Origin of the sequence: Rhabdothermincola salaria (assembly GCF_021246445.1) — a bacterium.
Taxonomy (GTDB): Bacteria; Actinomycetota; Acidimicrobiia; order Acidimicrobiales; family Acidimicrobilacustridaceae; genus Rhabdothermincola_A; species Rhabdothermincola_A salaria.
The window spans coordinates 18,118-43,363 of record NZ_JAJQXW010000001.1 but is presented as its reverse complement, the minus strand read 5'-3'; the positions used below and the strand labels follow the sequence as shown (position 1 = coordinate 43,363).

General features: G+C 71.2%; 28 protein-coding genes. 10 read left to right on the top strand and 18 right to left on the bottom strand.

All coding sequences use genetic code 11. The annotated features are described in order from the left end of the window. The first annotated feature begins 73 nt into the window (after window positions 1-73). Complete coding sequence (locus tag LUW87_RS00220; RefSeq protein WP_232669064.1) at window positions 74-520, top strand: nuclear transport factor 2 family protein; 447 nt, start codon at window positions 74-76, stop codon at window positions 518-520. Between the two features lie 24 nt (window positions 521-544). Here LUW87_RS00220 and LUW87_RS00215 read toward each other — a convergent pair whose 3' ends face one another. The 6 genes from LUW87_RS00215 to LUW87_RS00190 form a co-directional block, all read right to left on the bottom strand. Next, complete coding sequence (locus tag LUW87_RS00215; RefSeq protein WP_232669063.1) at window positions 545-1,702, bottom strand: Rv3169 family protein; 1,158 nt, start codon at window positions 1,700-1,702, stop codon at window positions 545-547. Window positions 1,703-1,772: 70 nt separating this feature from the next. Further along, window positions 1,773-2,249: a MaoC family dehydratase gene (locus tag LUW87_RS00210; protein ID WP_232669062.1), complete on the bottom strand. Its 477-nt coding sequence runs from the start codon at window positions 2,247-2,249 to the stop codon at window positions 1,773-1,775. A 43-nt stretch (window positions 2,250-2,292) separates the two neighbouring features. Beyond that, window positions 2,293-3,381, bottom strand: a complete 1,089-nt coding sequence (locus tag LUW87_RS00205; protein ID WP_430300524.1) for an NAD(P)H-dependent flavin oxidoreductase — start codon at window positions 3,379-3,381, stop codon at window positions 2,293-2,295. Between the two features lie 28 nt (window positions 3,382-3,409). Next, on the bottom strand, window positions 3,410-4,183 hold the full coding sequence (locus LUW87_RS00200) for a CoA-transferase subunit beta (RefSeq protein ID WP_232669060.1): 774 nt from the start codon (window positions 4,181-4,183) through the stop codon (window positions 3,410-3,412). Beyond that, complete coding sequence (locus LUW87_RS00195) at window positions 4,180-5,037, bottom strand: CoA transferase subunit A (protein WP_232669059.1); 858 nt, start codon at window positions 5,035-5,037, stop codon at window positions 4,180-4,182. The genes LUW87_RS00200 and LUW87_RS00195 overlap by 4 nt, the downstream gene beginning before the upstream one ends. Beyond that, on the bottom strand, window positions 5,038-5,844 hold the full coding sequence (locus tag LUW87_RS00190; RefSeq protein WP_232669058.1) for an enoyl-CoA hydratase family protein: 807 nt from the start codon (window positions 5,842-5,844) through the stop codon (window positions 5,038-5,040). Between the two features lie 89 nt (window positions 5,845-5,933). Here LUW87_RS00190 and LUW87_RS00185 point away from each other — a divergent pair, with 89 nt between their 5' ends. Both LUW87_RS00185 and LUW87_RS00180 read left to right on the top strand, forming a co-directional pair. Beyond that, complete coding sequence (locus tag LUW87_RS00185) at window positions 5,934-6,368, top strand: PPOX class F420-dependent oxidoreductase (RefSeq protein ID WP_232669057.1); 435 nt, start codon at window positions 5,934-5,936, stop codon at window positions 6,366-6,368. 117 nt (window positions 6,369-6,485) lie between these two features. Beyond that, window positions 6,486-6,944, top strand: coding sequence for a group III truncated hemoglobin (locus LUW87_RS00180; RefSeq protein ID WP_232669056.1), 459 nt, complete (start codon window positions 6,486-6,488; stop codon window positions 6,942-6,944). On the opposite strand, the gene LUW87_RS00175 is transcribed toward LUW87_RS00180, so the two are convergent. Then, the gene (locus LUW87_RS00175) at window positions 6,937-8,007 is read right to left on the bottom strand and encodes a hypothetical protein (protein WP_232669055.1); all 1,071 of its coding nucleotides are present in this window, start codon (window positions 8,005-8,007) and stop codon (window positions 6,937-6,939) included. The genes LUW87_RS00180 and LUW87_RS00175 overlap by 8 nt on opposite strands. A 149-nt stretch (window positions 8,008-8,156) precedes the next feature. On the opposite strand from LUW87_RS00175, the gene LUW87_RS00170 reads away from it, so the two are divergent. The 5 genes from LUW87_RS00170 to LUW87_RS00150 all read left to right on the top strand — a co-directional run bounded on the left by LUW87_RS00170 (window position 8,157) and on the right by LUW87_RS00150 (window position 12,840). Continuing rightward, entirely contained in the window at window positions 8,157-8,474 is a 318-nt protein-coding gene (locus LUW87_RS00170; RefSeq protein ID WP_232669054.1) for a hypothetical protein, read from the top strand. After that, complete coding sequence (locus LUW87_RS00165) at window positions 8,471-9,148, top strand: helix-turn-helix transcriptional regulator (RefSeq protein ID WP_232669053.1); 678 nt, start codon at window positions 8,471-8,473, stop codon at window positions 9,146-9,148. The genes LUW87_RS00170 and LUW87_RS00165 overlap by 4 nt, the downstream gene beginning before the upstream one ends. Window positions 9,149-9,238: 90 nt before the next feature. Then, window positions 9,239-10,618, top strand: a complete 1,380-nt coding sequence (locus LUW87_RS00160) for an NADH-ubiquinone oxidoreductase-F iron-sulfur binding region domain-containing protein (protein ID WP_232669052.1) — start codon at window positions 9,239-9,241, stop codon at window positions 10,616-10,618. A gap of 80 nt (window positions 10,619-10,698) precedes the next feature. After that, window positions 10,699-11,454, top strand: coding sequence for an SDR family oxidoreductase (locus LUW87_RS00155; RefSeq protein WP_232669051.1), 756 nt, complete (start codon window positions 10,699-10,701; stop codon window positions 11,452-11,454). A 24-nt stretch (window positions 11,455-11,478) separates the two neighbouring features. Beyond that, window positions 11,479-12,840, top strand: coding sequence for a phosphotransferase family protein (locus LUW87_RS00150; protein WP_232669050.1), 1,362 nt, complete (start codon window positions 11,479-11,481; stop codon window positions 12,838-12,840). Window positions 12,841-12,873: 33 nt separating this feature from the next. Here the strand turns inward: LUW87_RS00150 and LUW87_RS00145 are convergent, their stop codons facing one another. The 11 genes from LUW87_RS00145 to LUW87_RS00095 form a co-directional block, all read right to left on the bottom strand. Beyond that, window positions 12,874-13,701 carry an enoyl-CoA hydratase/isomerase family protein gene (locus tag LUW87_RS00145; protein WP_232669049.1) on the bottom strand — a complete coding sequence of 276 codons (828 nt, stop codon included), beginning with the start codon at window positions 13,699-13,701 and terminating at the stop codon, window positions 12,874-12,876. A 187-nt stretch (window positions 13,702-13,888) separates the two neighbouring features. Further along, window positions 13,889-14,479, bottom strand: coding sequence for a GNAT family N-acetyltransferase (locus tag LUW87_RS00140; protein ID WP_232669048.1), 591 nt, complete (start codon window positions 14,477-14,479; stop codon window positions 13,889-13,891). A 37-nt stretch (window positions 14,480-14,516) separates the two neighbouring features. Then, window positions 14,517-15,665, bottom strand: a complete 1,149-nt coding sequence (locus tag LUW87_RS00135; protein WP_232669047.1) for a CaiB/BaiF CoA transferase family protein — start codon at window positions 15,663-15,665, stop codon at window positions 14,517-14,519. Window positions 15,666-15,682: 17 nt separating this feature from the next. Beyond that, window positions 15,683-16,447: an SDR family oxidoreductase gene (locus LUW87_RS00130; protein ID WP_232669046.1), complete on the bottom strand. Its 765-nt coding sequence runs from the start codon at window positions 16,445-16,447 to the stop codon at window positions 15,683-15,685. Beyond that, window positions 16,444-17,628 (bottom strand): acyl-CoA dehydrogenase family protein, encoded by a 1,185-nt coding sequence (locus LUW87_RS00125; RefSeq protein ID WP_232669045.1) that lies wholly within the window; start codon window positions 17,626-17,628, stop codon window positions 16,444-16,446. Before LUW87_RS00125 ends, LUW87_RS00130 begins: the two co-directional genes overlap by 4 nt. Then, window positions 17,628-18,536: an SDR family oxidoreductase gene (locus LUW87_RS00120; protein WP_346742409.1), complete on the bottom strand. Its 909-nt coding sequence runs from the start codon at window positions 18,534-18,536 to the stop codon at window positions 17,628-17,630. Before LUW87_RS00120 ends, LUW87_RS00125 begins: the two co-directional genes overlap by 1 nt. A gap of 235 nt (window positions 18,537-18,771) precedes the next feature. After that, window positions 18,772-19,665 carry an amidohydrolase family protein gene (locus tag LUW87_RS00115; RefSeq protein WP_232669043.1) on the bottom strand — a complete coding sequence of 298 codons (894 nt, stop codon included), beginning with the start codon at window positions 19,663-19,665 and terminating at the stop codon, window positions 18,772-18,774. Between the two features lie 89 nt (window positions 19,666-19,754). Beyond that, window positions 19,755-20,678 (bottom strand): cyclase family protein, encoded by a 924-nt coding sequence (locus tag LUW87_RS00110; protein ID WP_232669042.1) that lies wholly within the window; start codon window positions 20,676-20,678, stop codon window positions 19,755-19,757. Between the two features lie 61 nt (window positions 20,679-20,739). Beyond that, window positions 20,740-21,495 carry an SDR family NAD(P)-dependent oxidoreductase gene (locus LUW87_RS00105; RefSeq protein WP_232669041.1) on the bottom strand — a complete coding sequence of 252 codons (756 nt, stop codon included), beginning with the start codon at window positions 21,493-21,495 and terminating at the stop codon, window positions 20,740-20,742. Window positions 21,496-21,553: 58 nt separating this feature from the next. Then, complete coding sequence (locus tag LUW87_RS00100) at window positions 21,554-22,660, bottom strand: alcohol dehydrogenase catalytic domain-containing protein (RefSeq protein ID WP_232669040.1); 1,107 nt, start codon at window positions 22,658-22,660, stop codon at window positions 21,554-21,556. Window positions 22,661-22,762: 102 nt separating this feature from the next. Continuing rightward, window positions 22,763-24,232, bottom strand: a complete 1,470-nt coding sequence (locus tag LUW87_RS00095; RefSeq protein ID WP_232669039.1) for an aldehyde dehydrogenase family protein — start codon at window positions 24,230-24,232, stop codon at window positions 22,763-22,765. Between the two features lie 334 nt (window positions 24,233-24,566). On the opposite strand from LUW87_RS00095, the gene LUW87_RS00090 reads away from it, so the two are divergent. Together LUW87_RS00090 and LUW87_RS00085 are read left to right on the top strand one after the other, a co-directional pair. Further along, on the top strand, window positions 24,567-24,845 hold the full coding sequence (locus LUW87_RS00090) for a hypothetical protein (RefSeq protein ID WP_232669038.1): 279 nt from the start codon (window positions 24,567-24,569) through the stop codon (window positions 24,843-24,845). Window positions 24,846-24,850: 5 nt separating this feature from the next. Continuing rightward, complete coding sequence (locus LUW87_RS00085; protein ID WP_232669037.1) at window positions 24,851-25,219, top strand: hypothetical protein; 369 nt, start codon at window positions 24,851-24,853, stop codon at window positions 25,217-25,219. Window positions 25,220-25,246 lie beyond the last annotated feature (27 nt).

Sequence of the window (25,246 nt, the reverse complement as noted above, 5' to 3'; positions counted from 1 at the left end):
GGGCGCTCGCCTAGACGAGAAGGAGGAGGGTGCGAGAGGTGATCGGCACGGCGACCACCTTGACCGCCCGATCGTGGAACTGTCAAGCACACCGCCGCAGATCGGCTACAACCTGCACATGAGCACCCCCCATCCGGCGCGACGCGCCATCGAGGAACACGCCGCCCGCTGGAACGCACGCGACCGCGAGCGCTGGCTGGAGCTGTTCGCCGACGAGATCGTGTTCGAGGACCCGGTGGGCAAGGCGCCCAAGCCCGGACGCACGGCGGCCGAGGGTTCGTGGGACAACTCCTACACCGAGGGTCGGGTGTGGACCCTGCACCCCCAGCGCATCGTCACCGGTGGCGACGAGGCCGTGGTGCTGATGCGCAACCAGGGCGTCGTCCACGGCGACGAGGCCGTGGTCGACAGCATCGAGATCTGGAAGGTCCGCGACGACGGCAAGGTCGTGTCCGTGCGGGCCTTCTTCGAGCAGCCGACCGCCGTGGAGCTCAACCCCTACTTCGTCCCCGACAGCTGATCCGCGGGCTCGACGCTGCTCAGCTCAGATGAACGAGGAGTCGGCGTCGAGGCCCAGGTCGGGGAACGCCCCGGTGACGATGGGCTGCATGTTGCCGTAGCCCACCCCGCCACCGACGGGGTCGGTGACGCGCACCACGGTGTCGCGGATCTGGTGCAGGCGTCGGGCGTTCTCGGCGGTGGTGCAGTCGTCGATGCGCTCACCCTCCACGTTGAGCGGTCCTCGCCACTCGCCGTGGTGGTGCCCGGCGAAGCCGAAGTACAGGCCGGCACCGAGGTGGAAGCCGGTGTCGGAGACCACCTCCACCTGCAGCGCCCGGGCGGAGCCGTCCTCGAGCGTGGCGTGCAGCGTGCCGCCGCGCAGGCGGCGGTTGGTGGGGTCGTAGGCGAGCTCGGGTTCGAGGTCGACGATGCGCTCGATGCGGCCGTCGGGGTGCTCCACCATGGCCATCGTGGTCTTCTGCTCGAACCCGGGGAAGGCCATCTTGGACACGTTGAGGAACAACCCGTAGCGGGTGCCGTCGGGCCGTTCCATGAGGATGGGGCTCCAGACGAACTGGAACGTGCCGCCCTCGAGGCCGCGCGTCGGCTCGAGGTCGGTGGCCGGCTCCCCGATGTCGTAGCGCACCCCCCACGAGTGGTCGCGGGTCGACACCCAGGAGTCGGGGTCGAGCTCGGTGCGCTCGCCGTCGACCTCCACCCATCCCGAACAGGTGCCGATCTGGTGGTAGCGCACGAGGTCGGCCGACACGCGGTAGCCCTGGCGGGTGTGGGTGCGGTCCTCGAGGGTGGCGGGCAGCTCGGCGGTGAACAGCCAGTCGAAGGCGATGGGCTGGGTGTCGTTGGCCTCGAGCACGAAGCGGATCTGGCGCAGGGGCTCCACGATCTCGTAGCGCACCGGGCCGGCGCCGATGAGCTCGGCGTCGTCGGCCAGGCGGCGACTGGCCCGCACCGTGATCTGCTCGACGCCACGAGAGATCCCGGCGTAGCAGTCCATGACGTTGCGGTTGGTGTACTTGCCCAGACCGAAGCCCAGCTGCAGGCTCCCGTCGGTGGCCGCGGCCATGGCACAGACCTTCTCGGTCCATGCCGGGTCGCTGGTGCCGACCGCGGCGAAGGTGTCGACGATCTGGTGGCTGAACCACTCGTCGGCTCCGGTGAGCGGCCCGATCGGATTGGTCACGTTCTCCCCCTGCGCTGACGTGCGATGGACATCGTGAGCGTAGGCGGGGCCACCGCTCGGCGGCGCCGGTTCAGGACAGCCAGCGGCTGAGCGAGTCGATGACGCACGCCGGCTTGGCGCCGCCCTCGATCTCGATGGTGATGCGCACCAGGGTCTGGATGCCGCCCTTCACGTCGGTGACCTCGACCAGCTCGGCACCCCCGCGGATGCGGTCGCCCACCTTGACCGGGGAGATGAACCGCACCTTGTCGGCGCCGTAGTTCACCCCGGCCGAGAAGCCCTTGGTCTCGATGATCTGGGGCAGGAAGAGGTTGGACAGCGAAAGGGTGAGGTAGCCGTGGGCAATGGGACCGCCGAAGGGGCCGTCCTTCGCCTTCTCCGGATCGACGTGGATCCACTGGTGGTCGCCGGTGGCGTCGGCGAACAGGTTCACGCGCTCCTGGTCGACCTCGAGCCAGTCGCTGTGGCCGAGGTGGGTGCCCACCGCGGCCCTCACCGCGTCGGGCCCGTCGAGCACGGTCTGGGCGTTCGGGGTGTCATCGCTCATGGGGTTCGCCTCTCACGGGATCGGGTCTCGGACACCGGTGTGCTCAGTCGGACTCGCGGGCCGGGGATCGGCGAGCGGGCACGCCACCGGTGAGGCGACCGAGCACCTCGCCGGCCTCGGCCACGATGCGGTCGACCACCTCGGCGGCGGTGGGCAGGTCGTCGATGACGCCCACCACCTGCCCGGTGGGCAGGATGCCGGCATCGAGACGGCCGTCGACCAGGGTGGCCTTGGTGAGCATGGGCGTGTTGCCGGCCATGATGACCTCGGCCCACGACAGGTCCATGCGCTTCTTCATGGCCAGGCCCTCGCGGGCCATCTCGAGCCACGACAAGCCGGTGTAGGAGCGGAACTTGGCGGCATTGGCCACCGCCTTGGGCACGGCGGTGAGCGCGGACGCAGAGTCCATCTCGTCGACCAGCTCGGTGCGGATGACCCGATGGGGAGCGCCGTCGATCTTGGTGGTGACGACGGTGCCGGTGACCGGTGTGCCCAGATAGGCCTGCTTGACCTCCACCGGCACCGACGAGTCGGAGGTGAGCAGGAAGCGGGTGCCCATGGCCACGCCGCTGGCTCCGTAGGCCAGCGCCGAGACCAGGCCGCGCCCGTCGAAGTAGCCGCCGGCGGCCACCACCGGCACCCGGCCGTCGACCACGTCGACGACCTCGGGGAGCAGCAGGGAGGTGGGCACCGCACCGGTGTGGCCGCCGCCCTCGCCGCCCTGGACCAGGATGGCGTCGACACCCCACTCCATGACCTTCTCGGCGTGGCGCTTGGCCCCGATGGAGGGCATGACCTTCACGCCGTGGTCGTGGAGGTGGTCGATCAGGTCCTTCTTGGGGGCCTGGGCGAACGAGGCCACCGGGACGCCCTCGGCGATCAACAGGTCGAGCCGGGCCCGGATGTCGTCGGCGTCGGCGCGCAGGTTCACGCCGAACGGGGCCTGCGTGCGCCCCTTCACCGTGGTGATGGCCCGGGCCAGCTCGTCGTAGGTCATCGTCGCCGAGGCGATGATGCCGAACGCGCCGGCGTTGGAGGTGGCCGACACCAGGCTGGGGCCGGCCACCCAGCCCATGCCCGTCTGCACGATCGGGTACTTCGAGCCGAGCAGGTCGACCAGGGGGGTGTGCAGGGCGGGGTGCATCAGCGCTCCTCGGCGGTCACGACGGCAGCTCGCGCTCGCGGAAGCCCTTGGGGTCGAGGACCTCGCGCAGGATGCGCAGCTCCTCGGCGGTGGGCAGCCGGGTGGTCGCCACGTCGTCGCCGACGACCAGCTCGAAGCCGGTGTTGGACACCACGTCGTCGACGCTGACACCGGGGTGGGTGGACACCAGGTGCATGCGGTGGTCGGGCGAGTCGAAGTCGAGCACGGCCAGGTTGGTGACCACCCGGCGGATCTCGTGGTGGGCCTTCACCCAGTCGCCCAGCTCGGCGGCGCGGTCGTAGCCCACGCCCGACACGGTGTCGGCCTTGGGCACGAACACCCGGTCGGTGTGCTTGGGGATGAAGTAGGTGGTGGTGTGGTTGATGGTGTTGCCGGGGCCGCCGCGCACACCGAGGAGCTGGGCCTTGGGCTTGTCCCACGGGCCGATGTTGGCGATGTTCTGGTTGCCGTGGGCGTCGATCTGGCTGGCACCCATGACCACGTGGCGCCGCCCGCCCCACAGCGTGTCGAACACGGTGCGGAACGGGATCCAGCCCTCGACCTGCTTGTCGGAGCTGCCGACGGCGAGGTCGTTGGCGACGAAGAAGGCCTCGCCGTCGCTGATCAGCAGATCGGGCTCGTTGGTGGCCCGGGCCAGGCGGGCGCCGAGCATGGGGATGGTGCCCATGCCCGAGGCGAAGATCTCGCCGTCGCCGGCGAAGGCATCGGCGACGGCGGCCACGCAGATCTCGGCGAGGGTGGCGTCGGTGGTGGTGTTGGCATCGCTCATCGGTTCTTCACCGCCTGCTGGTAGTCGGCTTCGGAGCCGGAGAGGTAAGTCTGTTCGAACTGGGCCCAGGCCTCGGGATCGGCGGCGGCCTTGGCGTACTCCTTCTGGAAGGCCTCGTCGCGCTCGTAGTCGGGCTGGCAGTTGGTGAAGTGGGCGCCGTTGGGCGCCTCGATCACACCGTCGACCATCGATCGGTTGATCTTCAGGGTGTGGAACGAGCCGTTGGCCAGCAGCTCCTCGGTGGCGACGACCTTCTCGACCGACACGAAGCGACCTCCGGTGGCGGCGGCGCCGAGGAAGAGGTCGTCGAAGTAGAGGTCGGGGCCGAGGAACTGGGCGTTGCCCCGCTCGTCGGCCCGGTTGAGGTGCACGAAGGCGGCGTCGAGGGGGATGGCCGGCACGGCCAGGAGCTCCTCGGCGTCGGCGTAGGGGCTGGTGACCGTGCGCAGGTCCGGGGAGTTCTTGACCACGTCGGAACCCAGCCCGGCCCTGGTGGGCAGGAAGGGCAGGCGCAGCGAGGCGGCGTAGAGGCCCCACTGGAGCATGCCCTCGTCGTACTCGACCACCTCGGGGATGGTGCCGGCCTGGCGCGCGGCCCGGAAGTGGGGCTCGAGGGCGATGGAGTCGAGTGACACGAAGCCGTAGACCAGCTTGCGCACCTTGCCGGCCGCGCACAGCAGACCGACGTCGGGTCCGCCGTAGCTGACGATCGTGAGGTCGGTGAGGTCGCTGCGCAGCAGCGCCCGCACCAGCGACATGGGCTTGCGACGGCTGCCCCAACCCCCGATGCCGATGGTCATGCCGTCGGACAGCGTGGCGACCGCCTCGTCCTCGGTCGTGCGCTTGTTGGCCATCTACTTCCCCTTCTCGGTGTTCGTGGCGTCAGCGCCGCTGGCAGCAGAGCCCTTGTCGCCCTGGTGGCCGTGCTCGACGAAGTCGTCGCGCAGCTCGTCGGCCACGCCGGACAGGTTGAGCTCGAAGGTGAACCCCTGCTCGAAGCGGTAGCTCTTCTTCACGTCCCACAGGTCGATGCCGTTGAGGCTCTCCTTGGCGGCGCGGATGACGGTGGGCGACTTGGCCGCGATGTTGCCGGCGACCTCGCGGGTGGCGGCGAGCAGCTCGTCGCGGGGCACGACCTGCGACACCGAACCCCAGCCGTGCAGCTGAGCGGCGGTGGCGGTGCCCGACGTGTAGACCATCTCGCGCATCTTGTGCTGTGGCACCAGCCGGGCCAGGTGGGTGGCGGCGCCGAGCGCACCCCGGTCGACCTCGGGGAGACCGAAGAAGGCGTCGTCGGAAGCCACGATGACGTCGGAGTTGCCGACGAGGCCGATGCCACCACCGACGCAGAAGCCGTGCACCGCGCTGATGACGGGGACGGGGCAGTCGTACACGGCGGCGAAGGCGGCGAAGCAGCCCCGGTTGGCGCCGATGAGGGCATCGAAGCCCTCGGTGTTCTGCATCTCCTTGATGTCGACCCCGGCGTTGAAGCCCTTGCCCTCGGCCCGCAGGATGACCGCTCGGACGGCCTTGTCCTCACCGAGGCGCTGCACCTCGTCGGCCAGCTGGAACCACTGCGCCACGGTGAGTGCGTTGACCGGAGGGCAGTTCTGCACGACCTCCGCGATGCCGTCGTCGCCGACGGTGACTTCGATGCCCATGCCGGCCGACGCTAGCGAGGATCTGATGGGCAGTCAGATTGCGGCGACGTCCGGGGAATGGAGCCGACGGCCCGCCCGTTCCACGACACATGGCCTACAACGACGCCCCGCCCGGCTGGTGGAAGGACTTCCTCACCGCGCTCCCCGCCCACACCGCCAAGCTGGCCGTCACCCGCGCCGACGGCAGCCCCCACGTGGCACCCGTGTGGGTCGACCTCGACGGCGACGACGTCGTGTTCATGACGTCGGCCGAGACGGTGAAGGGACGGGCCATCCTCCGCGACGGCCGGGTCGCCCTCTGCCTCGACGACGAACAGCCGCCCTTCAGCTTCGTCACCATCACCGGCACGACCACCACCTCCACCGACCCCGACGAGCTGCTGACCTGGAGCACCCGCATCGCCGCCCGCTACATGGGAGCGGAGCACGCCGAGGCCTTCGGGCGCCGCAACGCGGTCCCACCGGAGATGGTGGTCCGGGTCCGTCCCACGAACGTGGTCTCCAAGGTCGACGTCGCCGACTGATCGGGGCCTCCGCGTCGGCGCACCCGGTCGCCGCCCGGCCGCCGCCCGGCCGCCGCCCGGCCGCCGTAAGGAAGTTCTTCTAGCATTTGCTAGATTTGCGGTGACCGAGGAGACGACATGGGCGACAGGAACCACGATCCGAGCGGGGCCGATCTCGACAGCCCCGAGCAGATCGCCGAGCTGGTCCGCCGGTTCTACGCCGACGTGGCCCAGGACGAGCTGCTCGGCCCGCTGTTCAACGACGTGGCGCGGGTCGACTGGTCCGAGCACCTGCCCAAGCTCACCGCGTTCTGGTGCCGCGCCCTGCTCGGCCAGGCCGGCTACACGGGCAACCCCTTCCAGGCCCACGCCCACATCCACGCCCAGCGCCCGTTCACCGCCGCCCATTTCGTGCGTTGGCTCTCGCTCTTCCACGAAACCGTCGAGCTCGGCTGGTCCGGCCCCAACGCCGATCGGGCCCTCGAGCTCGCCGACAACGTGGCCCGGGTCCACAGCAACCAGCTCGTCGGCCACCCGGTCTCCCTGGCGGAGGCGCCCGGCGGGGCCGCCCGCACGCACCTCCCCCGGGTCACCTGATCAGGAGCACCAGCCGGACCACGACGTCGACGGCGAGCACCCCCAGCGCCACCGCCGCGAGCGTCGGCTGGGACGCCGCCAGGCCGACCGCGGCCACGTTGCACGCGCCGAGTGCCAGCCACGACCGGGTGAGGCCGAAGCCCTCCGTCAGCCGCTCGTGGCCCCCACCGCGGAGCACCGGCCCGAAGTAGGCCAGCGAGCCCAGCACGATGGGCAGGAAGCCACCCACGGCCACCAGGACCAGGGTCGTGCGATCGGACGTCTCGCGACCGCCAGCGGCCTCGACCGCGAGGGCGACGGTCGCTCCGACCCACCACGCCATCCCGGTGGCCAGCAGCCAGACCCGGGGCCCGGCCCAGCGCAGCTGGCGGCGGACGGGTCGGGGGCAGAGCCCCACGGTGGCCATCAGCCCCACGGCGTAGAGGACGAGCCCGACCGCGGTGAGCGCCGCCGCCTCGAGGATGGCCCCCGCCGAGGCGAGTGCGGCGGCGACGGCCAACGCCACGAGCACCGTCCGGATGGCCGGGGCCGACGCCCGGGGCCCCATCTTCGACCGGATCTGGGTGGCCACGAAGAACGGCAGGGTGGCGGCCACGACGATGCCCACCAGCCCGTAGAGGTTGGCCACCATGTGGGCCTGCCCCAGTGCGACGGCCCGGTCCGGCCACGCGTCGACGGCCCGGGCCAGCCCGAGCCCGCTGCCGGCCACGACGACCACGACGTCGGACAGGTCGAGCTCCCGGGCGAGCACCAGCCCGACCGCCCCTGCGGCCAGCAGCAGCCGTTGCCACCGCACCACCGCGTCGGGCGGCGGGATGGAGGTCGACCAGGTCACCGCGAGCAGCGGCGTGGCCCCCGACACGGCCAGGAGCAGCCCGCCGACGAAGAAGAGGTGGAGGGGCACCCACCGGCCGGTGCTCGTGGGAACCACCACGACGATCGCCGCCGCGACGGTGAAGCCGACGGCCAGCAACAGGGTGCGTCGAGCCTGTCGGTGGACCACCGCCACCCGATCGGCCCGGCGGTCGGGCTCGTCGGCGGCGGCTGGCGGCTGGTCGGTCATGGAAGGGCCCGCTCGCAGGAGGTGGGGGGAGGGCAGAGGCGCGGCGCCGACCTCGGCCGCAGCGTCCACCCTCGCTCGATTCTCTAGTCACGAGTAGAGTAATCAACGTCACCCGAGACGTGCCCTCCTTCGCCTGCACGAGGACCGCCATGCCGGCCGAGACCCACCAACACCGAGACCAGGTCACCTCCGACGACGTCCTCGAACTCCTGCTCGTGGTGCTGGAGGTCCCCGACCGGTCCTCCGCCGGCGCCGACACGGAGCTCGGCGAGGTCGGCATCGACAGCGACCTCGCGTTGCTCGACCTGTGGGACGCCATCGTCGAGGAGTTCGGCGAGCGGACCCTCGGCGAGATCGACCTCGACGACCTGCGCGCCGCCCACACCGTCGGCGAGCTGGCCGAGGTCGCCACCAAGGGATGGAGCGCCGGCTCCCTGGCGCCCACCGACGGCGACGAGCCCTCGTGACCACCCTCCAGGTGCAGGCCCGGGCCCTCGGCGACCCCACCCGCCACCGCCTCTTCCGCTACATCGCCGATGCACCCAGCGCGGTCGGGGTCGTCGAGCTCACCGACCACGTCGGGCTGAACCACAACGCGGTGCGCCAGCACCTGGCCAAGCTGGTCGACGCCGGGCTCGTCACCGAGGCCACGGCACGGCCGGCCGGCCCCGGCCGGCCCCGGCTCGTCTACCGGGTCGACCCCACCGCGGCCAGCCGCTGGGAGGTGCCGGGCCCCTACGAGCGCCTGGCCCAGTGGCTCAGCGAGGTGATCCGCACGGGGCAGACCCCGGCCGAGATCGGTCGACTCGCCGGCCGAGCCGAACACGAGCGAGGCCCGAGCGAGGACGATCCCATCGCCGAGCTGACCCGGGTCATGGCCCGCCAGGGCTTCGACCCGATCGAACGCCGTCGCGGCTCCAGCGTCGATCTGGTCCTGCAGAACTGCCCGTTCGAGACGACGGCGCTCGCCGATCCCGCGACCGTCTGCCAGCTCCACCACGGCCTGGCCGTCGGGGTGGCCGACGCGATCGGTGGCGTCGTCGTCGACGACCTGGTCGCCAAGGACCCTCGGCGGGCCGGCTGCCGCTTGCGTTGCCATCTCGACGAGTCCACCCTCGACACCACCACCGGCCCCGCCTGACCCCCGACCGTCACGTCGAGCCCGCGGCCGCCACCATGGTCGAGCCCGACCGCCGGTGCCCGCCCGACCCCACCCGAGGAGCGACCGACCATGGCCTTCGACCCGCGCATCCTGCCGTCGGACCCCGTCGTGACGCTCGACGCCCACCTGGCCCGGGGCGGCGGCGCCGGCCTGGTGGGGGCTCGCCACGTCGGCGCGGAGGAGACCCTCGCCGTGCTGGCCGCCTCGGGGCTGCGGGGCCGGGGAGGGGCCGGGTTCCCGGCGGCCGTGAAGTGGCGCTCGGTGGCCGGTGGCGCACCCGGCACCCGCTACGTGGTGGCCAACGGCGCCGAGGGGGAGCCCGGCACGTTCAAGGACCGCACCCTGTTGCGCACCAATCCCTTCGCCGTGCTCGAGGGGGTCCTGATCGCGGCGGAGACGGTGGGGGCTCGCCAGGCGTTCGTGGCGTTGAAGGCCAGCTTCGAACCGGAGACCGCGGCGCTGAGGGGAGCGTTGCGGGAGATCGAGGGAGCCGGGTGGCTGCACGGCATCGAGGTCACGCTCGTCACCGGGCCCGAGGAGTACCTCTTCGGCGAGGAGAAGGCCCTGCTCGAGGTGATCGAGGGGCGTGAGCCGCTCCCGCGCTGGCTCCCGCCGTACCTCCATGGCCTGTTCGCCACCGGCCCCCAGCTCGGTTGGCAGGCCACCGACGGCGACATCGACCCGGCCGCGGGAGCCAACCCCACCCTGGTCAACAACGTCGAGACCCTCGCCCACGTGGCGTGGATCCTGGCTCACGGGGTGGAGGCGTTCCGATCCGAAGGCACCGAGGGCACGCCCGGCTCGGTCTCGTGCACGGTCGTGGGTGACGTCGACCGGCCGGGGGTGCACGAGGTGCCGGCCGGGACGCCGCTGCGCCAGGTGCTGGACACGTGCGGAGGGCCTCGCCCGGACCGGAGCGTCAAGGCCGTGTTCTCCGGGGTGTCGAACGCCGTGATCACCGCCGACCTGCTCGACACCCCGCTCTGCTTCGACGCCATGGAGCAGGCCGGGGTGGGCCTGGGTTCGGCCGGGTTCGTCGTCTACGACGACTCGGCCTGCATGGTCGAGGTGGCCACCATGCTGTCCCGGTTCCTCGCGGTGGAGTCGTGCGGGCAGTGCCCACCCTGCAAGCTCGGCTCCGGGCAGATCACTGCCGCCCTCGACCGGATCCGCACCGGCCAGGGTGAGGATGCCGACCTGGGGCGCATCGCCGAGAACCTGCGCATCGTCGCCGACGGCAACCGCTGCTACATCCCGGTGCAGGAACGGGTGATGGTGTCGAGCATCCTGCGGGCCTTCCCCGACGACGTGGCCGCCCACCTCGAAGGCCGCTGCCCGTCCGACCGGTCCGTCGTGCCCACCCCCAAGATCGCCGACATCGTCGACGGCCGGGTCACCTACGACGACCGCCAGGACCGCAAGCGACCGGACTGGACCTACGACACGTGAGCTGACGGTCCGTCAGATGGCCGACGGTGCGGGCGGTAGCGTCGCGGCGTCGAACACGTGAGCACCCGAGGAGGCCCGCAGTGGCGCTGGAGATCGATCTGAGCGGCAAGGCGGTGCTGGTCACCGGGGGCACCAAGGGCGTCGGTCGCGGCATCGCCCAGCGCTTCGCCGACGCCGGAGCCACCGTCGTGGTGTGCGCCCGCCGTGAACCCGAGCAGCCGCTGCCCGAAGGCTGGATCTTCGTCCCCGCCGACCTGCGCGAGGGCGAGGCCGCCTGGGCCGCGGTCGACGCCGCCCACGAGGCCGCCGGACGCCTCGACTGCGTGGTCAACAACGCCGGCGGCTCGCCCCCCGCCGACTCCGCCGACGCGTCGCCCCGGTTCTCCGAGCGCATCGTGGCGCTCAACCTGCTGGCCCCCCTCTACGTGGCCCAGCGCGCCCACCACCACATGAAGGACCAGGACGGCGGCGGGTCCATCGTCAACGTCGGGTCCATCGTGGCCCAGCGCCCCTCCCCCACCACTGCCGCCTACGGGGCGGCCAAGGCCGGGCTCAAGCAGCTCACCACCACCTTGGCCATGGAGTGGGCACCGACGGTGCGGGTGAACTCCATCACCTGCGGCTACATCCTCACCGAGCAGGCCGAGCTCTTCTACGGCGAAGGCGAGCGTCGCCAGCAGGTGGAGTCGCTCATCCCCATCCAGCGTCTGGCGAAGCCCACCGAGATCGGCGACGTGGCCGTCTGGTTGGCCTCCGACCTCGCCGGCTACGTCACCGGCGCCGACGTCGCCGCCCACGGAGGCGGCGACCGACCGCCGGTGATCGACGAAGGCTGAGCGCTCCCGGACCACACTGGACCGATGAGCCCTGATGATCCGACCGCGGACCGCTGGGGGGCGGCCACCGAGCAGGTGCGCCGATGGCTGGAGACCAACCTCGGCGAGGTGCGTGACCTGCGCCGTCAGCCCCGGTGGCGACCGGTGTGGTTCGCCGACGTGGAACGAGACGGGGAGCGCCTCGAGCTGGTGGTGCGCGGCGATCGCACCGACATGCCGCTGATCTTCCCGCTCGACCACGAGATGCGCCTCCAGCAGGTGCTCCACGACCACGGCATCCCGGTGCCGAAGGTGCACGGGCTCATCGACGAGCCGCTGGCCTATGTGATGGACCGGGTCGGCGGCCAGCAGGACTTCCGGGGGACGTCCGACGAGGACCGTCGGGCCGTGGTCGACGACTACCTGCAGATCCTCGCCCGCCTGCACACCCTGCCTCTCGAGCCGTTCCGCGCTGCGGGGATCATGGGTCCCGAGCGCCCCGAGGACGCCGGCACCTTCGGGCTGGCGAGGTACGAAGCCGTCTATCGGTCGACCAAGAACGGCCCCGACCCCTTCATGGAGTTCTGCCTCGGCTGGCTGCACCGCAACCCGCCCGACTCCCAGGGCCGGCAGTCCGCCATCGTGTGGGATTCCGGCCAGTTCCACCAGGCCGACGGGCACATCGTCGCCCTGCTCGACCTCGAGATCGGGCACCTCGGCGACCCGATGATGGACCTGGCGGCGTGGCGGATGCGCGACACCATCGTCGGCTACGGCTCGTTCGCCGAGCTCTACGCCCGCTACGAGGAGCTGACCGGTGCCCCGGTCGACCTCGAGGCGCTGATGCGCCACCACTTCGCCTTCACCCTCACCAACCAGCTGGCCCTCGGCCAGGCGGTGCGGGCCCCGCACGCCGACACCGACCTCATGACCAACATGCAGTGGTGCCTGGAGACGAACCTGTTCGCCACCGAGGCCCTGGCCGAGATCCTCGACGTCGAGTTGCCCACGGTGGCGGTGCCCGAGCCGCGCCCGTCCCGGGCCACCACGGCGCTGGCCAACATGGCCGACGTGCTGCGCGACCTCGAGACCGACGACGAGTGGCTGGCCTATCGCCTGCGCACCCTGTTCCGCAGCGCTCGGCACGTCCGCCGGGTCGACGAGGTCGGTGACGCGCTCAGCGACGCCGACCTCGACGACATCCACCAGGTGCTCGGCCACCGCCCCGACGATTGGTTCGCCGGGGAGGCCGAGCTCGAACGCTTCGTGCTCGCCGATGCCGGCACGGGCCGGTGGGACCTCGAGCTGTTGGCCTTGTTCCACAAGCGCAACCTGCGAGCCCACACGCTCCTCGGCCCGCCGGGCAGCGCCATGGCCACCCACCTGCCCATCCAGACGTTCCGCTGACAGCCGCCCTCCGCTGCGGGGAACCCCGGAGCGTCAGGCATCGCCCATCGTGGCGGCCAGCAGGGCACTGATGTCGCCCCGTTCACCTTCCCTCGTCTGGCCGCCGGCGGCGAGGAACCTCCGCATCGGTTCCTGGTGCCCGCCCGTGGCCATGAGCCGGGTCAGGGCGGCGTTCTCGACGGCGAGCACCTCGGCGTCGTCCGTGAGGGCGGCGTCGACCACCTCCTTGACGGCGGCGATCGATGCTCGGGGGAGCCGGGCCACCCTCCGCGCCAGCGCCATGGCGTGCTCGTCGAGGTGCTGGGCCGGGAGCAGCGCGTCCAACCAGCCCAGCGCCAGCGCCTCCTCGGCGGGCACGTCCCGTCCGGTGAGCAACAGCTCGAGCGCTCGGGAGCGCCCCACCAGCCGGGACCACCGGACGGTGCCACCCGCGCCGGGGAGGATGCCGAGGGCGGCCTCCGGCTGACCCACCACCGAACCGAAGGAGCCGATCCGCAGGTCGAGCGCCGAGAGGAACTCGCAGCCCCCTCCCCGCGCCACCCCGTCGAGGACGCCGATGGTGAAGAACGGGGCCCGGTGCAATCGCTCGAACGTGGCCTGCGCCACGTTGGGCTCGGTCACCTCGGCCCCGCGGTCGGGCACGACGTCGACGAGTTGGTGCACATCGCCGTGCATCAAGAAGAAGTCGGGGTCGGCGCTACGGAACACCACCACCCGCACCGAGTCGTCGCCCTCGGCGTCGGGCAGCCAACCGAGGAGCGCGACCATGAAGTCGGCGTCCACCAGGTTCAGGGGCGGGGCGTCGATGGTGACGGTGACGACCCCTTCGTCCTGTTCGACGTGCAGCACCTCGTCGTTCACGACCGACCACCCTTCGTGTGTCCCACCGGTGCACCCCGCACCAGCTCCTGCGACGTCGGCACCGGTGCCGGACCCGACCGCCGCGAAGGGCGGCCCCGACTCGGCCAGGTGACCCCTCCGTCCCCGGGAGATCCGGATTCTGCCAGGTCGTCGAGACCTGCGAGCCGACGCTCGATCACCACCTCGCTCAGCGCGCCGGTCGCACCATCGGCCAGATGGGTGGGCTGTCGTCGACGGTGAACTCGGTGGTGACCTCGAACCCGTGGCGCTCGTAGAGCACGACGCTGCGGGGCGTGGTGGCCTCGAGGTAGGCAGCCGCCCCGTCGCGGTCGACCGACGCCAGCGTGTGGGCCAGCAGGGCTCCTCCCACCCCCTGACCGTGGGCCACCGGGCGCACCCCGATGGCGGGCAGGTACCAGTGGACCTCGTCGGGGTGGTGCTCGGCCATGGCCGCCCCGAGCACCATGGTCCGCTCGATCTGGCCCTCGAGGACCTCCACGAAGCCGGCGCCGTGCTGGGCCCAGAACGACTCGCTGTCCTCACCTCGGGCGCCCGGAGGCTGCCACAGCGCAGCGGCGCCACGGTCGTCGACCACGACCTCCCCGTCGGGCAGGTAGAGGTGCTCGGCGAGGAAGCCGAACATGCCCCGCAGGACCCGGGGCCTCGACTCGTCGTCGGGGAACGCCCAGATCATGAGCGGATCGTCGGTGAACGCCTCGCCCAGGGCGGTGGCCACCACGTCGAGGTCGGTGAGGGTCGCGGCGCGGGGTCCGTCCATCCCGGCATCTTGGCAGCTGACGCGGCGGGGTCGAGCGTCAGATCACGCCGTCGGCGCGCAGGGCCTCGATGGCCTCGGCGTCGTAGCCGGCCGCCGCGAGCACGTCGGCGGCGTGCTCGCCGAGCGCCGGCGGGCGGGTGCGCCCGAGGGACGCCTCGTCGCCGTCGGTGGTGCCCACCCGAACTGGGTTGGCCACCACCGGGAGGCCGTCGTCGAGGGTCAGCACGCCGCGGCGGGCCTTCACCTGCTCGTCGTCGGGGAGGTCGGCGGGCGCCAACACCGGGCCCACGCCCCCGGCCAGACCCGGGTCGGCCAGCCAGTCGGCGGCGGGACGACGGTCGAACAGCTCGGCGAGGCGCGCCGCGGCGGCCACCTCGTCGTCGATCCCCATGCGGTGATCGACCAGGTCCGGCGCGTCGAGGGCCTCGCACAGCGCCTTCCACGACCGGGGCTCGGTGGCGGTGAGGGTGACGTGGGCGCCGTCCGCGCAGCGGTACACGGCGCTGGCCGCGAACTGGCCCCACTCCGGTCCTGCGCCCGACACGTGGCGGGTGACAGCGTCGGACATCACCCACTGGACGGCCTCGGTGATCGAGGCGTCGACGCGGGCCCCCTCCCCCGTGCGGTCCCGCTCGGCCACCGCGGCCAGGATGCCCACCACCGCGGTGAGCGCCCCCACCGGGACGGTGAGCACGACGTCGGGCTGCCGGGGGTGCTCCCCCTGCCCCAGCTGGGACAGCACCCCGGCCGCGCCCAGGTACGTCAGGTCGTGGCCGGGCGCCTGCGCCCGCGGACCGGTGGATCCGAACCCGGTGATCGAGCACCAGACGAGGCGCGGGTTCTCGGCCCGCAGGTCGTCGTAGCCCAGCCCGAGGGCGTCGAGCTGACCGGGGCGGTGCGACTCGACGATCACGTCGGCCTGGCGGACGAGCCGGTCCAGGACCTCGCGGGCCCGGTCGTGCTTGAGGTTCAGCGTCATCGAGCGCTTGCCCCGGTTGAGGGCGGAGTGCACGGCCTTGACCTCCCCGGGCTCGAGGTCGCGCAGCCCGTCGCCCCGACCGGGCGCCTCCACCTTGACCACGTCGGCGCCGAGGTCGGCCAGCAACAGGGTGCAGTAGGCGCCCGGGTACAGGCGCGAGAGGTCGAGCACCCGCAGGTGCGACAGCGGTCCTCGTCGGTCGTCCACCGGTGGGCGCCGGCCGCCTAGGGGTGCTGGCTGGAGACCGACACGACCTCGCCGGTCATGTAGGTCGAGTAGTCCGAGGCCAGGAAGACCATGACGTTGGCGATCTCCCACGGCTCGGCCGCCCGACCGAAGGCCTCGCGGCTCTCGAGCTCGGCCAGCAGCTCGTCGGTGGTGACCTTGGCCAGGAACGGGTGCATGGCCAGGCTGGGGGCCACCGCGTTGACCCGCACGTCGTGCTCGGCGGCCTCCACCGCGGCGCAGCGGGTGAGGGCCATGACCCCGGCCTTGGCCGCCGCGTAGTGGGCCTGGCCGTGCTGGGCCCGCCAGCCGAGCACCGAGGCGTTGTTGACGATGACGCCGCCACCGTGGGCGTAGAGGTGGCTCATCTCGGCCCGCATGCACCGGAAGGTGCCGTTGAGGGTGACGTCGAGGACCAGGTTCCACTGGTCGTCGGTCATGTCGACGATGGGCACCTCGCCACCGAGGCCGGCGTTGTTGATGAACACGTCGATGCCGCCGGTGGCCTCGTTGGCCCCGGCGATCAGACGCTGCACGTCGTCCTCGACGGTGACGTCGCACGGGATGCCGGCGACGCCGAGCTCGTCGGCGGACTCGGCCAGGCGCCGCTCGTGCTTGTCGGAGATGACCACGGTGGCCCCCTCCTCCACGCAGCGCTTGGCGGCGGCGAAGCCGATGCCGGTGCCGGCCGCCGCGGTGACCAGGACCTTCTTGCCGGCCAGCAGGCCGTGGGGGGCGGGGTACTCGGGGGCAGCGGGGCTCACGACGGGTTGGGCTCCTTGGGCAGGCCGAGCACGCGTTCGCCCAGCACGTTGCGCTGGATCTCGTTGCTGCCGCCGTAGATGGTCTCGGAACGGGTGAAGAGGAAGAGCTTCTGATCGAGCGTGAGCTCGTAGGGGAAGCCCTCGGCGATCATGGCCTCGGGGCCGGTGAGGTCCATGGCCAGCTCGCCGAGGTCGGAGTGCCACTGGCCCCAGAACAGCTTGGAGATGGAGGCCTCGGGGCCGGGGACGCCGGCGCCCATGGACCGCAGGCCGTTCCAGCGCATGAGCTGCAACCCGATGTGGGCGTCGACCAGGCGCTGGCGCACGACCGGGTCGGTGGCGCGCCCGTTGGCCTGCGCCAGGGAAACGAGGTGGTCGAGCTCGCGCTCGAAGCCGACCTGCTGGGCGAGGGTGGAGATGCCCCGCTCGAAGGCGAGCAGGTCCATGGCCACGCCCCAGCCCTTGCCGGGCTCGCCCACGATGAGGTCGGCCTCGGTGGTGGCGTCGGAGAAGAAGACCTCGTTGAACTCGCCGCCGCCGGTGATCTGGATGATGGGGCGGATCTCGACGCCGGCCTGGTCCATGGGCACCAGGAAGAACGAGAGGCCCTTGTGGCGGGAGGAGCCGGGGTCGGTGCGGGCGACCACGAAGCACCAGTGCGACACGTGGGCCAGGGAGGTCCAGACCTTCTGGCCGTTGATCACCCACTGGTCGCCATCGAGGAAGGCGCGGGTCTTGACGTTGGCCAGGTCGGAGCCGGCGTCGGGCTCGCTGTAGCCCTGGCACCAGCGCTCGTCGCCCCGCAGGATGCCGGGGAGGAAGCGCTCGCGCTGGGCCTCGGTGCCGTGGGCGATGAGGGTGGGACCGAGCAGGTTCTCGCCCATGTGGTTGACCCGCCCGGGGGCCTGGGCCCGGGCGTACTCCTCGGCCCAGATGATCTGCTGGCCCACGGTGGCGTTGCGGCCACCGTGCTCGACGGGCCACCCGAGCCCGATCCAGCCGGCCTCGCCCAGCACCCGCTCCCAGCGTTCGCGGATCTCGAACCCGACCTCTTCGTCGCCGGGGCCACCCCGACCCTTGAGGGTGGCGTACTCACCGACGAGGTTCTCGGCCAACCACGCCTTGGCCTGGCCGCGGAAGGTCTCCTCGTCGACGGTGGAGACGTCGACCGGCAGGCCCATCAGGCGTTGGGCTGCTCGTTGGCGGCGGCGGCCCGGCGGCTCTCCTCGGCCATCTGGATGGCCTTGAGCGGCTCGGTGCCGACGGTGCCGTGCAGCGACGTGGCGATCTCTTCCGGCGTCCAACGACCGTCGGTGTACATGGCCCGTACCTCCCGGGGCTGGTCCCAGACGGCGATCTTGCCGCCCACCACCGAGTACACCTGACCGGTGACGTCCTGTGCCTGGTCGGAGAGCAGATAGGTGACCATGGGGGCCACGTCCTCGGGTTCGCCGTTCTCGGCGAGGGCCATCGGAACGTTGGCCGACATGCGGGTGCGGGCCACGGGGGCGATGGCGTTGGCCCGCACGCCGTAGCGGTAGAGGCCGGCCGCCGCCGAGTAGGTGAGCGACACGATGCCGCCCTTCGCGGCCGCGTAGTTGGCCTGGGCGGTGGAGCCGAGCGACCACACACCGGAGGTGAACGACACCATGGAGCCGCCGCCGTTCTTGCGCATGTAGGCCGAGGCCGACTTGAAGACGGTGAAGGTGCCCTTCATGTGCACCCGGATGACGTCGTCCCACTCCTCCTCGGACATGTTGAACAGCATCCGCTCGCGCAGGATGCCGGCCACGCAGACCACGCCGTTGAGCGAGCCGTAGGTGTCGAGGGCCGCGCCCACGATGCCCTCGCCGCCCTCCATGGTGGAGACGTCGTTGGCCAGGGCCAGCGCGTTGCCGCCGGCGGCGGTGATCTCGGCGACGACGGCGTCGGCGACCTCGCTCGTGGGCTCGGACCCGTCGGCGGCCACGCCGTAGTCGGCGACCACGACGTTGGCCCCCTCGGCGGCGGCCGCCAGGCACACGGCCCGACCGATGCCCCGGCCTCCGCCGGTCACGGCGATCGTCTTGCCCTCGAGGAAGTTGCCCATCAGTTCGCTGTCTCCCGTGTCGACGTCGGGCGCCCGCGCCACCCGCCAACCGGGTCCGGCGCGTTTCTGACGCTCCATCAGATCCGCCGCTGACAGTACCGCGGCCTCCCGCCACCCTCCCACTTCCGACGGGCGCCGGGCGCCGGGTGCCGGGTGCCGGGTGCCGGGAGACCGGAGCCGGGCGCGACGAGACCCCGGCACCAGCCGGGGTCTCGAGGATGGTGCGGGGCGGGCCCTACAGCTTCAGGACGCGCTCGGCGTTCTGGTGCAGGAACTTGGGCCAGACCTCGTCCTTGAACGGGACGTTCTTCATCTCGGTCATGATCCGCTCGAGCGACAGCCCCATGGGGAAGTAGCCGGCGTAGATCACCTTGTCGGCCCCACGGGTGTTGGCGTAATCGATGATGCGCTGGTTGTAGTGCTTCGGCGCGAAGGCCGAGGTGGAGTAGTGCAGGCCCGGCCACTTGAGCATGAGCTTCACCATGAGCTCCGTCCATGGCTCGCAGCCGTGGCGGCTCACGTAGGTGAGCTCGGGGAAGTCGTACATGACCTCGTCGACGTGCTCGACGTGTTGCACCTGGAACTTGAGCCGGGGACCCGGAATGCCGGTGCAGACGAAGACCGGGATGTCGAGCTCGCAGGCCTTGGCGTAGATCGGGTACATCTTCTTGTCGTTGATGGCCACCTGCGGGAAGCACCCCGCCGGGAACATGGTGATGGCCTTCACACCCCAGGTCTCGTAGGCCCGCACGATCTTCTCGATGCCGGCCATGCCCTCGTTGGGATCGCCGTTCACGGCACCGAAGAAGCGGTCGGGGTGGCGCTCGATGGCCTCCTCACCGGTGGACTCGGCACCTTCTTCGCCGCGACCGCCGACGCCGACCATGCCCTTGGCCACGCCCCACTTGTCCATCTCGCCCAGGGTGTAGGCCACCGGGTCGTCGGACTCCTGGAGCGCCTTTTCCTTGTCCGGCGGCTTCTTGAACATGTACTCCGCCGGGAAGGCGAACTCTTCCTTGGACTCCTTGTCCTTGGTCTGCTGGGTGATGAAGGCGTACTGGGCCTTCATGTCCTTGGCCGGGAACCCGATCATCGTGTCGATGATCGGGAGGCCCTCGGGCATCGTCATTGGTGTGGCTCCCCCTGGAGTCGTCGGACCACTGCAATCTAGTTCTAGTTCAGCGGTGCTCCGAACACGCCCGGACGGCGCCTCGCCGACTACTTCAGGGCGATGGGGTTGACCGGCGACCCGGTGGCGTGGGTGATGGGCTGGGGCGGCGCCGACAACAAGAAGGTGTACTGGCCGTCGTCGGCGCAGTCGGCTGCCAGCTCCTCGAGGTCGAAGTGCTGGCCCTGGGTGAGGCCCATGTCGACCAGGTGCAGCAGGTGCACCGGCAGCGGCATGTCCTCGTACTCGCAGGGAAACACCTCGAAGGTGCCGTTGTCGACGGCGACGGCGGCGATCTCGTTGCGGTGGAACCACTCGACGCTCTGCAACGAGGGGCCCGCGGCGGTCATCGTGTAGTTCATCTTGTCGCCGGCCTTGAGCATCTGCATGGCCCCCGTGCGCAAGAGCACGATGTCGCCCGACTCGATGGTGACCTTGGCCATCTCGGCGGCGGCGTCGAGGTCGTCGCCGGTGACGGCGTAGCCCCCGTCGAGCTTGTCGACGCCCTTCAGGCGGGCGATGTCGAGCAGCACCCCCCGACCGGTGAGGGTGTCGATGTGGTCGATGCCGAGCACGGTGGCCCCGTCGACGGTGATCGTGTCGGCCGGCACGCCGTTGTAGAGCTGACCGTCGTAGCTCACGTGGGACAGCCCGTCCCAGTGGGTGGCGGCCTGCAGGCACAGCACGATCATGTCGTCGCTGGACTTGAACTCCGGATCGAGCACCCCGGGGCTGTTGATCTCGAGCATGGTGTGCTGCGGGTTCTGGCGGCGGCCGATGAAGCCGAGCTGGGGGCCGTCGAAGTTCAGCGGGAGGGCCAGCGAGATGGCCTTGCCGCTCTTCACCGAGGCCGCCGCTCGCCGGCGGGCCGCGTCGTCGATGAAGTTGATGGTGCCGATGCGGTCGTCGTCGCCCCACCGGCCCCAGTTGCGGACCTTGGCGGACAGCTCTCGGAAGTGGTCGTTCAGCGGCATTGGTTCCCCCGTGTCGGATCGTGTGGAGATGTGGCCCCGGCCCGGTGCCGGAGCGCGTCGGTCAGATGCTGATGCCGCCGTCGGCCACGACGATGGCGCCGGTCATGTAGTCGGCGTCGTCGGAGGCCACGAAGGCGAAGAAGCGGGCGAGGCGCTCCGGCGACGCCGGCGCCACGTTGTCGCGGCTCATCTTCTTCATGCGGTTCCAGTCGACGCCCTCGGGCGGCATGAACTGCCCGTACATCGGGGTGTCGACCCCACCGGGGGCCACCGCGTTGATGCGCAGGGGCAGGTCGTACTCGGTGGCCAGCGCCTTGGTGAGCATGATCACGCCCCCCTTGGACGCGCAGTACGCCGCGCTCCAGGGCTGGCCCATGATCCCCGCCGTCGAGGCGGTGTTGACGATCGAGCCCTCGCCGCGCTCGACCATGCCCGGCAGCACGGCCCGGCACACGTGGAAGGTCCCGGTGAGGTTGATGCCCACCATGCGGTCCCACATCTCGGGGTCGGCGGTGTGGGACTCCTGGAAGCCCCCGATCCCGGCGACGTTGCACACCACGTCGAGCCGCCCGAGCTCCGCCGTGACCTGCCCGACGGCGGCTTCGGTGGCCTCCCACGAACGCACGTCGCAGGACACGGCCATGGCTGACCCGCCGGCGCCCTCGATCTCGGCCACCGTGTCGGCCGCTCCGTCGGCCACCACGTCCATGACCGCGACCGTGGCCCCCTCGGCGGCCAGGCGCATCGCAGTGGCCCGCCCGATGCCCGATCCGGCGCCCGTGACGAGCGCGTGCTTGTTCGCGAACCGCTGTTCCATGTGTCCCCCGTGGGCGTGGTCGGTGCGGCCGCCGGGAGCCCGACGGCCGGTGGAGCGTCTAGAAGGTGAGCACGCCGCGGGCGACGCCGCCGCTCTCCATGTCGTGCACCGCGTCGTGGAAGCCCTCGAGCGGATAGGTGTTGGTGACCAGCTCGTCGAGCATGAACTCGCCGCGGCGGTACAGCTCGACGATCTGGGGCATGTGCACGTGGGGGCTGTAGGAACCGGCCCGCACACCGATGACGCCCCGCTCGTTCTGGGTGAAGTCCTGGTACGGAAGCTCGAACTTGGCGTCGCCACCGGGGGTGCCGATGATCACCACGTTGCCGCCCCAGTCGAGCATCTTCAGCGCGTTGAAGGTGACCTCCGGCCGGGCCACGACGTCGAAGACCCAGTCGACGCCACCGGCCCCGAACGGCCCCGACAGCTCGCCTTCCTCGTAGGGCTCGAGTGTCCGCACCTGCTCGACGATGTCGTCGGCCCGACCGTCGAGGAAGTCGGTGGCACCGAACTGCTTGGCCAGCTCCTCCTTCTGCGGGTCGACGTCGATGGCGATGATGCGGCTGGCCCGGCGCACCCGCAGGGCCTGGATGGCGTTGAGGCCCACACCGCCGCAGCCGTAGACCACGGCGGTCTGGCCCACCTCGACGTTGGTGCGGTACATCACCGCGCCGGCGCCGGTCATCACACCGCAGCCCACCAGGCAGGCGGACGTGAAGGGCACGTCCTTGGGGATCTTCACCGCCTGGATGGCCTTGATGACGGTGCGCTCGGTGAACACCGACGCCGCCGCGAAGTTCCAGCAGGCCTCGCCGTCGAGGGTGAAGGGCTGGGCCATGTTGCCGAGGGTCTTGCGGCAGCGGGTGGGCTTGCCGGCGCCGCAGGCCTGGCACATGCCGCACGCCGCCAGGGTGGAGATGATGACGTGGTCGCCCACCTCGACGTTGGTGACACCGGTGCCGACCTGGTCGACGATGCCGGCGCCCTCGTGGCCGAGCACGGCCGGGGCCGGCCAGCCGAAGGCGCCGGACGCGGCGGTGATGTCGGAGTGGCACACCCCGGCCGCCATGACCTTGACGACGACCTCCCCGGGGCCGGCGTCGCGGACCTCGAGCCCGTCGACGACCTCTGCGCCCTTGTCACCGGTGTAGACGATGCCCTTCATGTGCTCCCCCGTTGGGTGCGGCCGGGCCGTGGCCCGGCGATGTCGTGGTGGACTCGGGAAGGCGACCCCCTGCCGGGTGCCGCGCCATCCCCGTGGATGTGATCAGGCCGGCCAGATGACCGATTGCAGCTCGGTGTAGGCCTCTAGGCCCCAGTCGCCGCCGTCGCGACCCACACCGGAGAGCTTGAAGCCCCCGAAGGGCACCTCGTGGTGGCGCTGCACGGTGTTGATGCCCACGGTGCCGGAGCGGATCCGCTTGGCCAGCTCGTAGCCGCGGGCCCCGTCCTCGCAGTACACGTAGGAGAGCAGGCCGTAGTCGCTGTCGTTGGCGATGTCGATGGCCTCGTCCTCGTCGTCGAAGGGGACCACCACGACGACCGGGCCGAAGATCTCCTCGCGCACCGGGCTCATGCCGTTGTTGCACCCGGCCAGCAGGGTGGGGCCCACGTAGTAGCCCTTGTCCATGCCCGGATCGCGGCCGTCGACGACCAGCTCGGCGCCCTCGGCGACACCGTCGGCGATGTGGCCCAGGATCCGGTCGCGCTGGATGCCGGAGATGACCGGGCCCACGACGGTCTCGGCGTCGAGGGGGTCGCCCACCTTGAGGGCCTTGGCCGCCTCGGCCAACTTGCCCACCAGCTCGTCGTAGCGGCTGCGGTGGACGATGACCCGGGTGGGGGCGGTGCAGATCTGACCGGAGTGGAAGGCCCAGACGCTGGCGATGCCGGTGACGGCCTTGTCGATGTCGGCGTCCTCGGTGACCACGCAGGCGCCCTTGCCGCCGAGCTCCTGGAGCTGGCGCTTCATGGTGCGGGCGCCCGCCTCCATGATCTTGATGCCCACCGACGTGGAGCCGGTGAAGCTCACCATGTCGACGTTGTCGTCGTCGACGAGCACGGCGCCCACCTCGGGCTTGGCCCCGGTGACGATGTTGACCACGCCGGGCGGGAAGCCCACCTCGTCGAGGATCTTGGCCAGCTCGATGACGCAGAGCGGGTCCTGAGGGGCCGGCTTCATGACCACCGTGCACCCGACGGCCAACGCAGGAGCGATCTTGCCGACCATGTTGGTGGTGGGGAAGTTGTACGGCGAGATGCAGGCCACCACGCCGACCGGGACGCGGTTGACGACGCCGCCCATGAGCGCACCGGCGGCCAACGGCGTGGCCCCGATGGGCTGGGGCGGGAGGCCCCGGGTGAGGTCGGTCATGGCGCCGCGGGCGTAGCGATCGAAGCGGCTGATGGCCACCGGGATCTGCATGAGCGACCCGACCGACGACGTGGCGCCGGCCTCGGCGATCACCAGGGGGATGAGCTCGGGAGTGCGCTCGGCCAGGCGCTTGCCGGCCGCTTCGAGCAGCGCGGCCCGCTCGCGGGGGTCGGTGCGGCTCCAGGCCGGGAAGGCCTCGGCGGCGGCGGCCGAGGCCGCCCGCACGTCGTCGGCGGAGGCCTCAGGGGCCTCGGCCACGACCTCTTCGGTGGCCGGATTGACGATCTCGTAGGTGCCGGCGCTGCCGTCGCGCCACTCGCCCCCGATGAGCTGCCGGTACGCGTTCGTGGTGGTCGTTGCCATGGATCTGACGTTACGTCAGATCCATGGCAACCGTCACCGCGACAGCGGCCGACGGCGTTTGCCACCCGTCCCGCCAGCGACGCGTTCAACGCCCCCTGACGGGCACGTGGAGGGCACCCGCCGGAGCGCAGCTGGCGGGATCGGTCCCGGCCGCCGGGATCGGGTCGGGATGAATCGGCCCTTCCCGCTTGGACTCGAGACCAGAGGGCGGTGAACCGCGGGGCGGGTCTGGCCGTGTCACCGCCCCGGAACGCCGGGTCTGCAGCCAGGATGGCGGTCCGACGGCGGCCAGCACCCCGTTGAATGTCTACTACTCCAGTAGTATCTTTCGGCCATGCCGAGAGGGAAGCCGTCACCGAAGCTCGCCATCACCGTGGATGCTGATGTCCATGATCGGGTGCGCGACGCAGCAGCGGCCGAGGGCCTCAGCGTGTCGGCCTGGATGACCACTGCGGCGCGGCGCGCGCTCCTCGTTCGCGACGGGCTCGCAGCCGTGGCCGACTGGGAGGCCGAGCACGGGACACTCACCGAAGCCGAGCTGAGCGCCGCGCACCGCCGTGTCGCTGCTCAGGTCGGAGCGACGTCGGCTCGACCCAAGAAGCGCTCCGCGTGAGCGTCGTGTACGACGCCGGCGCACTGATCGCCGCCGAGCGATCGGACAGAGCCATGTGGGCGGATCACCGCGTGCGGCTCGAGATGGGCCTCGTGCCCGTCACCACCGCTCCAGTCGTTGCCCAAGTCAGCCGGTCCGGACGACAAGCGCAGCTCCGCCGCTTCCTGCGTGGCTGCGAGGTCGTTCCCTTCGATGTCGACGAGGCTCACGACGTCGGTGCCCTGGCCGGCCGCGCCGGGGTGACGGACGTCGTGGAGGTCCATGCCGTAGCCACCGCCCATCGACTCCGGTTCAGCGTCGTCACGTCCGACGAGGGCGACCTGAAGCCGATCGCCGACCTGCTTCGACCGCGGGTCGCGCTCGTCAGAGTCTGAGGACCGGCCCCACACACAGCGCCGAGC

Coding starts and splice junctions, on each gene's coding strand:
- LUW87_RS00210 (WP_232669062.1), bottom strand. CDS start 2,249: ATGAGCGATGACACCCCGAACGCCCAGACCGTGCTCGACGGGCCCGAC.
- LUW87_RS00200 (WP_232669060.1), bottom strand. CDS start 4,183: ATGAGCGATGCCAACACCACCACCGACGCCACCCTCGCCGAGATCTGC.
- LUW87_RS00195 (WP_232669059.1), bottom strand. CDS start 5,037: ATGGCCAACAAGCGCACGACCGAGGACGAGGCGGTCGCCACGCTGTCC.
- LUW87_RS00190 (WP_232669058.1), bottom strand. CDS start 5,844: ATGGGCATCGAAGTCACCGTCGGCGACGACGGCATCGCGGAGGTCGTG.
- LUW87_RS00185 (WP_232669057.1), top strand. CDS start 5,934: ATGGCCTACAACGACGCCCCGCCCGGCTGGTGGAAGGACTTCCTCACC.
- LUW87_RS00180 (WP_232669056.1), top strand. CDS start 6,486: ATGGGCGACAGGAACCACGATCCGAGCGGGGCCGATCTCGACAGCCCC.
- LUW87_RS00175 (WP_232669055.1), bottom strand. CDS start 8,007: ATGACCGACCAGCCGCCAGCCGCCGCCGACGAGCCCGACCGCCGGGCC.
- LUW87_RS00170 (WP_232669054.1), top strand. CDS start 8,157: ATGCCGGCCGAGACCCACCAACACCGAGACCAGGTCACCTCCGACGAC.
- LUW87_RS00160 (WP_232669052.1), top strand. CDS start 9,239: ATGGCCTTCGACCCGCGCATCCTGCCGTCGGACCCCGTCGTGACGCTC.
- LUW87_RS00150 (WP_232669050.1), top strand. CDS start 11,479: ATGAGCCCTGATGATCCGACCGCGGACCGCTGGGGGGCGGCCACCGAG.
- LUW87_RS00140 (WP_232669048.1), bottom strand. CDS start 14,479: ATGGACGGACCCCGCGCCGCGACCCTCACCGACCTCGACGTGGTGGCC.
- LUW87_RS00125 (WP_232669045.1), bottom strand. CDS start 17,628: ATGGGCCTGCCGGTCGACGTCTCCACCGTCGACGAGGAGACCTTCCGC.
- LUW87_RS00120 (WP_346742409.1), bottom strand. CDS start 18,536: ATGGGCAACTTCCTCGAGGGCAAGACGATCGCCGTGACCGGCGGAGGC.
- LUW87_RS00115 (WP_232669043.1), bottom strand. CDS start 19,665: ATGACGATGCCCGAGGGCCTCCCGATCATCGACACGATGATCGGGTTC.
- LUW87_RS00110 (WP_232669042.1), bottom strand. CDS start 20,678: ATGCCGCTGAACGACCACTTCCGAGAGCTGTCCGCCAAGGTCCGCAAC.
- LUW87_RS00105 (WP_232669041.1), bottom strand. CDS start 21,495: ATGGAACAGCGGTTCGCGAACAAGCACGCGCTCGTCACGGGCGCCGGA.
- LUW87_RS00100 (WP_232669040.1), bottom strand. CDS start 22,660: ATGAAGGGCATCGTCTACACCGGTGACAAGGGCGCAGAGGTCGTCGAC.
- LUW87_RS00095 (WP_232669039.1), bottom strand. CDS start 24,232: ATGGCAACGACCACCACGAACGCGTACCGGCAGCTCATCGGGGGCGAG.
- LUW87_RS00090 (WP_232669038.1), top strand. CDS start 24,567: ATGCCGAGAGGGAAGCCGTCACCGAAGCTCGCCATCACCGTGGATGCT.